Origin of the sequence: uncultured Nostoc sp. (assembly GCF_964245445.1) — a bacterium.
Taxonomy (GTDB): Bacteria; Cyanobacteriota; Cyanobacteriia; order Cyanobacteriales; family Nostocaceae; genus Nostoc.
Map to the genome: position 1 here is coordinate 1 of NZ_CAXTNE010000303.1, position 8,999 is coordinate 8,999.

The 8,999-nt window shown below is 42.2% G+C and carries 6 protein-coding genes; all 6 read right to left on the reverse strand.

Annotated elements, in window-relative coordinates; all coding sequences use genetic code 11:
• Nucleotides 1-1,403 (reverse strand): protein kinase (locus ACFE90_RS32410; protein WP_375506420.1); only part of this gene is annotated, 1,403 nt, incomplete at its 3' end.
• Between the two features lie 426 nt (nucleotides 1,404-1,829).
• The gene (locus ACFE90_RS32415) at nucleotides 1,830-2,882 is read right to left on the reverse strand and encodes a protein kinase (protein ID WP_375506421.1); all 1,053 of its coding nucleotides are present in this window, start codon (nucleotides 2,880-2,882) and stop codon (nucleotides 1,830-1,832) included.
• A gap of 434 nt (nucleotides 2,883-3,316) precedes the next feature.
• The gene (locus ACFE90_RS32420) at nucleotides 3,317-5,551 is read right to left on the reverse strand and encodes a glycoside hydrolase (RefSeq protein WP_375506422.1); all 2,235 of its coding nucleotides are present in this window, start codon (nucleotides 5,549-5,551) and stop codon (nucleotides 3,317-3,319) included.
• 116 nt (nucleotides 5,552-5,667) lie between these two features.
• Complete coding sequence (locus tag ACFE90_RS32425; RefSeq protein WP_100897064.1) at nucleotides 5,668-5,898, reverse strand: NifU family protein; 231 nt, start codon at nucleotides 5,896-5,898, stop codon at nucleotides 5,668-5,670.
• 514 nt (nucleotides 5,899-6,412) lie between these two features.
• Nucleotides 6,413-8,176, reverse strand: a complete 1,764-nt coding sequence (locus tag ACFE90_RS32430; protein ID WP_375506423.1) for a sensor histidine kinase — start codon at nucleotides 8,174-8,176, stop codon at nucleotides 6,413-6,415.
• A gap of 171 nt (nucleotides 8,177-8,347) precedes the next feature.
• Nucleotides 8,348-8,584, reverse strand: a complete 237-nt coding sequence (locus tag ACFE90_RS32435) for a hypothetical protein (protein WP_375506424.1) — start codon at nucleotides 8,582-8,584, stop codon at nucleotides 8,348-8,350.
• Nucleotides 8,585-8,999: the final 415 nt, after the last annotated feature.

Sequence of the window (8,999 nt, forward strand, 5' to 3'; positions counted from 1 at the left end):
GTTGCCAGATTCCAGATTTTGATGGTGTTGTCATCACTACCACTAACCAGAATTTTGCCATCTGGGCTGATCGCTACCACATTCACCTGCTGAGAATGCCCATCAAGTAAAGAGATTTGTTTTCCGGTTGCGAAATCCCAAAGTTTGATTGTGCTATCGCCCCCACTGCTGACAATGGTTTTGCCATCGGGACTGATGGCAACAGATAAAACCGAGTTTCCATGCCCTTGCAGGGTATTAGCTAAGGAAACCTTACCCAAAGTAATCTTTAGTGGTTGACCTAAAAATGCTTCATCTTTGCCAGAATTATTGTGCTGAGTCAGCCGAGAAACCAAACTCGTCTGAATTCGGCGAAAATGTCTATACCAAGATTCTTGAAATCCAAACAACAGAATAAAAGCACTTACCAAAATTACAATTCTCACTAAGGGATAACTTTTTGGTAAATCCGGTGCTTTAGTTGGTGGTATTTTTCCAGAGGATTTCCCGGCTGGTGGTAGCGCGAGGAGTTGTTTTGGACTCAAATCTTTAAGAACTTCATCGGCTGACTGGTAACGTTCATGGATATCTTTTTTCAAAAGCTTGTCGATGACAAAATCCAACTCAGGATTTAATGGACTCCGCAAATATTCCCGCCAATTACTCACCCAGGCGTACCCAGATTCCATCCACAACTGAAAGGGGGAATTTCCCGTTAGCAGATGAAAGCAGGTAGCCCCCAAACCGAACAAGTCACTGGCAGGGAAAGCTTTACCATCTCTAATCTGTTCCAGAGGTGAATAACCATGTGAACCAATGGACGTGCCAGATTTCTGCTGAACTTTGGCGGTGAATTGCTTTGAGGAGCCAAAATCAATCAAACTTAATCGCCCATCACTTTTATTGCGGATAATATTTTCTGGCTTGATATCTCGATGAATGACTTTGCGATCGTGGATAAATTTGAGGATGGGCAGTAAATCTAGCAAAATAGATTGAATTTCCCTAGCGTTATAAGCCTTGCGCTGTTGCAACTCCTTTAATAAATTTTCTCCATTAATAAACTGCTGCACTAAATATAGGCAGCCGTCTTGCTCAAAGTAAGCTAGCAAAGTTGGAATTTGGGGATGTTCCCCAAGGTCTTGTAGTCGCTGTGCTTCTTCAGCAAATAACTCCATCGCCTTTTTTTGCGACCAAGTTCCTTGAAATTTTGGAGCTAATTGCTTGATAACACAACGTTCATTGAGTTTATCGACATCTTCTGATAGATAGGTTCTGCCAAATCCCCCCTCATCTGAAAGAACTCGGATGACACGGAAGCGATTTCTTAAAAGTGACACCAACGGGGTGCTACAACTTTGGCAAAACTTCTTTCCATTGGGATTCAGGGGATTTGAGCAATCGGGATTTAAGCAGCAGATCATGATCTGACAGGCGCGACTGCATGACAACTTAGGCTAAGTTTGCCCCGAACTTTCCCTTAAGAAAATTGACTCTCGCTTACTCGTGGTAGAAAACCCTGTTCTGGGGATTGGGGAATTACTTAATATAGTTAGCGTTTGTAAATAGTGTCAGTCTTCCTCATCTGTGGAAAACTACGAGAGCCATAAGATTAATTATTCTCTCGATTATATAATAATTTGAATAAAATTTTTTTTCGGAACTTTTAAACCTAGTAATTTTGCTTGTATATTGGCAAGCAATAACCTACTAAGTATTAAAGATAAACCCTGATTAATTAACCATCACTGACGATGAAATGCAGTTAAAATCTTACTAAATTTGTTTTTGATATTTTAAATCACCCATCATTAATTGTTAATTTGATACTTTAGGCAGTGCGACCTTGTTTACTTTAGCTTTGCTCTCCATTTCCGAATAGCATTAGCAGTTCTGGCAACAGGTGGTAAATATGCATCAGGAGTTTCGTAAGAATTTCCGTATTGTACAATACTTTTATTATTTAATTTTTGGGTAGTTAGACAGTCAGCTAAAGTAGGCAAATAGCTTTCATGACCTAAAGCTTTCATCACTTCATCGGCAGTTTTAAACCGATCAGCTAACGTAATTTTCACCATTTTTCCTAAAATCTGGGCGAAACTATTGCTAATATTTACCTCTTTTCGCCAGCATATTTCACCAGTATTTTCGTCGTAGTCAAATTCTAAAGGACTTTTAGCAGTCAACATAAAAATACAAGTTATACCCAGTGCATAAATATCACTGGCATAAACTGGACGTAGAGAAAACTGTTCTGGTGGTGCAAATCCTCTGGTTCCGATAAAGTTGGTGTTTGCAACTTGATTGGGAGAGTTTTCACAAGCATCAGCTAATTGCTCTTTCACGGCCCCAAAATCAATCAACACTATTCGTCTGTCATACTCACACCGCAATAAATTCTGGGGCTTAATATCCCGATGAATCACATGATGTTTATGAAGATACTTTAATACAGGTAATAATTCTTGCAAAAACTGTTTAACTGAAGCTTCACTTTTGGCCCCAGTCTGCCGCACTTCTCGTGCCAAAGTCAAACCTGGTATGTATTCTTGAATTAAAAAAAACTCCCCATTTGCCTGAAAGTAGTCTAATAGCATAGGGATTTGCGAATGACTACCGAGTTGGCCCAAAGTTCTTGCTTCTTTTTCAAAGCGCCTACATGCCCTTTGCCAACTTGGAGGATTAGTCACTTTCGGACAAAGCTGTTTAATAACACAGAGAGGATTCCCAGGTAATATGGTATTTTTGGCTAAAAACGTGATCCCAAATCCACCTCGACCCAAAATTTGCAATATTTCATAGCGATCGCCAAATAGCTTCTTGGAACCACACATTTGGCCAAGTTGAGTGTGCTGTAAAATGCTCTCTTGAGAATTCGTTATTTTTTGAGAAAAGCGATCCATTAGCGTAGAATATCTGTTCTGAAATGTTTTTAATCTTATGACAAATATTCCTTGGTTACAGTAAAATTACTGCAACTTTGCCAAATCATCAAACTTTTTCAAAAAATAAAACTAAATTTTTGTAGAAATTACAGATTGACAAACAAGACCAAATATGAATAGATTACTTTGCTACAAATGAATCGACTGTAGGGGGGTACATCTGTCATTTGTGTAAACTTAAGGTAAAAGCCAGTCCATAACAAGCTTTTAGGATTGTCTCTTGCTCTCTGTGTCCTCTGTGGTTAAATAAAAGACTTTTTAACCACAGAGACGCAAAGGAGGACACTTGCGTGGGCGGGTTTCCCGACTTGAGCAAAGTATCCGTGGCGCAAACAGAAAAAAGAGATTTTACAAGTCACCTTGAAAGGGCTAAACACCAAACCTATTGAGTTCTAAGGCACCTCAATAGGAATCAAAGCATTTTCTGGTAAATAGTTGCAAAAACGCCCTTCATCTGCAAGCACCAAAATCAAGCGCAAAGGATAATCTGGCGGAACTTGCAAATCTGCCCACGGTACTGCCAACTCTAAACAATTATTTAAAGCTACTTGAGCGCGACTGAAACGGGGATGCCATTGATAATTGTCTCCAGCTTCCCGAAACTGAATCGATTGCGTCAGCAAGTTAATTTCTAGAAGATGATGGAAAAGGTAATTAAGTGGGGCTGCATCTGGTAAATCTGCCAAGGGAACTGGGCTGTTAACCATTGTTTTTTCTGGATAAAACCACAGCAAATTCAACTCTGCTGGCAAATCTTGCCCTGGTGCAGCGCCACTTTTAAAGTCCAGCCGTAAATAGAAATTGAGGTGATCCACCCCATACCAAAGTCGCTGGATGACACTGCTATTGTGCATCGTCCCCCGCGCCCCGCCGATTTCTATGCGTCCAGCTTTGTCCCAGTCTTGTTCATCACCTCTACCATCAATGACGGGATGAATAAACCCTTGTGGGGTGTGGTTTCCCTGCGCTTCGTGGATTTCTACTGGTTGCTTGAGGTAGGGCGGTACAGGTTCATTTAATGCCTTGTAAATGCCAAACAGGTGTTCTCGAAACAACCGATCAAAGATGGCATCCTGATTTGAGGAGTGTCCTGCACCAAACCACCAAAACCAGTCTGAACCCTCTGCGGCATACAACGCTTCCCATGCTTCTGGGTTGTTTTCTTCCGTTGCTTCGGGATGACTTGCGAGCATAACTCTTGCTTCTGTCAAGTAATCCCAAGCACGATTTTTGGCGGGATCGCCGATCCAAGTGGTGAAACTGCCATCTACCCAAGAACCACTATGTAGTTGTCCTGCGGGGATAGTAGCTGTAGCTGGAAATTCTTCCAGAAATTCGGAGACGGTGACAAGTTTGAGGCGGGGTTCATCGCTCAAGGTTTGATATAAAGCTTCTAAGAAGGGTTTGCCGTCTTCGGGATAAAATTCCCAGCAATTCTCCCCATCCAAAGCGATGGTAACTAGCCAAGGTTGCTCACTTTGACTTTCTCTTTGCATTTTAGCGATCGCTTGTAAATGTCCCACTAAATCTGCTGCTGCCTGTTTTGCTGGCATCGCGCTATAAGTAAAGCCAATCAAATCTGATAATCTGTGGTCACGAAACACAATTGACAAGTCACCCTCGGCGGTTTGTAGGCGATAGGGTTGATACAACAATTCTGGTTGCTGCACATTCCCCGCCCCATCCCGATGAAAAACGTGTTTCAGCGTCCACCCCAAGACGGCTTCATCTGAGCATATCCACTTAAATCCTTGGTTAATAATATCTGGAAGTATTGCCGGACTTACTGATTGTTCCGAAGGCCACAAACCACGAGGTATCTGTCCAAAGCGTTCTTTATAAAAGTTCCAAGCTTTCCGCAAGTGGCGGGGAATATCTTCTGCCCACTGAAAACGCTGCTTAGGTAGTGTCATATTAGGCACAGCTACCCGACCAGAGTTAGTATCAGCTAGCAAGGGTAAAATCGGGTGAGTGTAAGGCGTGGTGGTAACTTCTAGCTGCCCCGCCTCCTGCATTTTGCGATGTTGGGGGATAATCCGGCTGAGAATTTCTCGCTGCTTGGAATAAATGCGCTGGCGATCGCTTAAAGTAAAATTTCGACCCTGTTTTAACCAAGTAGCAATTTCCGGGTCGTCCCAAAACAGAGGATCGATCCAAGCCAAATTGTGCCAAGCTAACAAATCGCCATAATCTGACAATTCCCAATTTGCTAAACACCAAGCTTGCCCCTTATCCTGCCTTTGCTGGTACAACTCGGCATAGCGGGGATGAGGGTCAATCAGAGTATGGTGATTGGCATCGAAAAAGTGTTGGATAATAAATTCGCGCTGCTGCTGGGTGAGTTGTTCATCCGGCGTCAAACTGGCAGTGAGATAAGGGTCAAAAGCAGTGCCAGCAATATAATCTTCGAGTTGCAATATCAGCGATGGAACTAAATTCACCGTTTGGTGTAACTTAGGATACCGCTCTAAAAGCAATACCAAATCCAAATAATCTTTAGTGCCATGCAAACGTACCCAAGGAAGCCGGTACTGTTGACTAGAAGATAGCGAAACGCCGCTGCCAGGAGATTTGTACAGCGGCTGATGTTGATGCCAGATAAAAGCGATGTAGAGAGGATGAGACATAGCGACTGATTAGAGGTTAGGGATTGGGGATTAGAAATTAGGAATTAGGTATTAATGATAAATTATGAATGAAAAAATCCATTCTTCCCCAGTCCCAAGTCCCCAATCCCCAGTTCCTAGACTACTTGCTCAATTTCTGCGATTTCGGGAATCATTTCCTTTAAGCGGCGTTCAATACCCATTCTCAAGGTCATTGCAGAACTGGGACAAGAACCACATGCACCTTGCAGGCGCAGTTTTACAATAGGCCCTTCGAGTTCTACGAGTTCCACATTGCCGCCATCAGACATGAGATAAGGGCGCATTTCATCTAAGACTGTTTCAACGTTGTCAATTGTGAGTTCCATAGCTTTAGACCTGCTAAGTTAATAATGGGGATTGGGGAGGCAGTGCGGTCTTGGGGTCTTCCCAAGTGGAGCAACTGCCTCATGGAGCATAGGGCATGGGGCATTAGGCATTAGGCATTAGGCATTGAATAGTAATGATCTCTGTGCCAGATGCGCGGTTACTCATTAACCATTATCCAAAATTTTATTTTTCAGCTTTGTTAAATCGATCCTAAATCTAATTGCCGCTAGATTGTCAGGTGTCAGTTTTTAATGACTTTTGACTAAACCACTGCTGGTTTTAGCAACTTGATATTAGATTAGCTGAACAATTTGTCGTGCAAGCCCTCCTCCTCTACTTTAGCGGTTAAAGTCCTGAAGAGAACGCCAAGAGGTGAAGACAAGGAAAGTTTTTTCCCAATACCCCATGCCCAATATGCTTATTAAATAATAATTACTAAAAAATCTTTAAAGTTTAAAACTTAAAACCCAGTACTGGTAATCTTCCAAATGACCAATGACCAATGACTAATGACTAACATTCAGCACTACTTGTTGAGTCGCCATCATTAGATGAAACCATAACTGGTTGTTGATATAATGGCACGGTGAATGTAACTGTTGAACCAAGTCCTTCGCCCAGACTATAAAAATGTACCTCGCCGCCCATTGCCTCCACTAGCTTTTGGGATATTGCCAATCCTAAACCTGTTCCGCCGTAGTGGCGAGTGCGGGAACCATCCACCTGAGAGAATAATTGAAACAGTTTATCTTGTTTATCTAAAGAAACACCAATCCCAGTGTCTGCTACACGTACTTTCACCATGCCAGGAAACTGCTGATCTTGAAAGTTCGCCTTTTTGAGTACTAAATCGGCGCTGACGGTGATGCCGCCCTCATGGGTAAATTTGATGGCATTACCGACTAAATTGATCATCACTTGTAGTAACCGTTGGTAGTTGCTTTGGACAATGATTTCATCGGAGGTAGGAGGCATTTGCATCTGGAAGCTGAGGTTTCTTATTTCTGCTTGGGGACGCATGAAACCTTCTACATGACTGAATAGCTCATCTAGCTTGACTGGAGCGTAAGCTAGCTCCATTTTGCCAGCTTCGATTTTAGCGATGTCCAAAATGTCGTTGATAATATTCAGCAGATGTATCGATAAGTTGTGAGCTTCTGACAAAAACTGGTTTTGTTCTTCTGGATCATCTGCCATCCCTTCCAAAATCAGCTTCAAGAAGCCAATCATGCCGTTGAGGGGGGTACGAATTTCATGGGATACATTAGCTAGAAACTCGCTTTTGAGGCGGGAAGCTTCTTCAGCTTTTTGACGCGCTATTTCTAATTCTTCATATAAAGTAGCATGAGCGATCGCAGTTCCTAATTGATCTGCTGCTTCTTTTGCCAGTTCTAATTCTGATTCTGTTAATGTGTAGCATTCATCCTGCCAACTCAAGGCAACCAATCCATTGGCCTGGTCTTGATAGCAAGTTGCAATCACCAAAGTTTTCTGCCGCCCAGATCCTGCGTATCCAGGTACTTCCATTACAACTGGTTCTAGGGTTGCCAAAGCTTGAGCAAAGGCAGACTCTGAAGCTATATCTATTTGTAAGCCAAGCATTGATTTAAGTGCTGCCTGGTGATACTCAGCCTTCACCTCCACTTTTGAGCTAGAGGGCTGATAAGGACAAATAATACAGCGCTCTAGCCGCAATGCCTTACCCAGACTATCAACTGTTTGCTGCCAAATAATATCTAAATCCAACGTCCGGCGGATATTTCTGGTAATGCGATTTACCAGTTTTTGGTGTTGCTGCGATCGTATTGCTACCTCTATTTGTGCGGGCGTTTTTGATGCCACAGGCACTTGTTTTTTGTTGAGTGTCGCTTGCACTAACCGTCCCATCACTAAGACTGTAGTAGCAGTCGTTCCCAAACTCGGCATAATTGGGCTAATCACCAATTCCAACTCAAATAATTCTTGGTGGTAGCTAAACCAACACTGAAACCTTTCTGGCACCGAATTTTGACAAATTTGGTGCAATCGTTCCAAATAAGTAACTTTATCCACCGGGGCAAAGGTTTGGGTCTGGTTCAGCTCGTCAACTATTTTTTCGGTATTTAACCCCAGGAGTTCGCTGTGCTGCCAACAAAAGGTCAGATAGCGCCCTGCCCCATCTTGCGTATACACCAACTCGGCTCCTAGAGTTGCTAACGAGCCATCAGTCTTACTGGTAATAGATTCCAGATTTTGGGGAAATACATTTGACAATTGGGAATTGGCAGTAATAGTCATTAATTGAGTTGGATAAACAAAGGGTATCCGACCGTAATTTTACTAAAGCTGCTCAAATTTTTGCATAAATTCTTACAGCTTTTTTGTTTTTTATTGAGTATTTTTTGGTGATCTGAAATCCAAATTGGCAAACTTCACTTTTTAACTTACATTGACAGCTGATTAATAGCGTCAATCATTCCATTCACCCCGAGGAGGAACGGGTTTACGCACAGGGGTACGCGTCAGTTCGTCATCTCTAAGGATTTCACCCCGCAACCACTGGCGAATCGCCACCTCAATCACTTTACTTGGATCATTGGTGAGATGCTGAATTTGCTCTAGTAGCTCGGAGTCCAGGCGGACAGCAATTTCTACCTTATCGGCTCGTGTATTTTCCGCTTTGGTAGTTTTCTCTTGCATATTCATAGATTTGATATACTCTGAATTGGTTTTGTCTAAAGCTTTGTAAAGTAGTTATATTCATCATTTGGGCTAATTCACTGAAAAATCTTCAAGGGGATATTTACATAGTTCCCTGAAATAGCACCAAAGTAACAGCTTTAAGTTTTAAATCGTTTTTTTCACATAACTGACTAGACAATGGCTTTAGAAGTTTTGCCGAGAAATCAGTGACTATAGGTAATTACGGGTGGTAATTGCCTACGATCCCTACATGATCCCTACATGTACTTATTTACATTTATTGTACGCTCCTAGCTGTTGAATACTAGCAGCTACAAATAGACTTTCATAATATTCTTAAAAGTCCACCTATTTAGATCGAAAATTAAAGATGGGGTGAAGAGGGGAGGCAGAAGGGCATACAACTCTTGGAGAGGCT

Bases quoted from the DNA above. Each gene is read 5' to 3' on its own strand.
- ACFE90_RS32415 (WP_375506421.1), bottom strand. From the start codon at position 2,882: ATGGATCGCTTTTCTCAAAAAATAACGAATTCTCAAGAGAGCATTTTA.
- ACFE90_RS32420 (WP_375506422.1), bottom strand. From the start codon at position 5,551: ATGTCTCATCCTCTCTACATCGCTTTTATCTGGCATCAACATCAGCCG.
- ACFE90_RS32425 (WP_100897064.1), bottom strand. From the start codon at position 5,898: ATGGAACTCACAATTGACAACGTTGAAACAGTCTTAGATGAAATGCGC.
- ACFE90_RS32430 (WP_375506423.1), bottom strand. From the start codon at position 8,176: ATGACTATTACTGCCAATTCCCAATTGTCAAATGTATTTCCCCAAAAT.
- ACFE90_RS32435 (WP_375506424.1), bottom strand. From the start codon at position 8,584: ATGAATATGCAAGAGAAAACTACCAAAGCGGAAAATACACGAGCCGAT.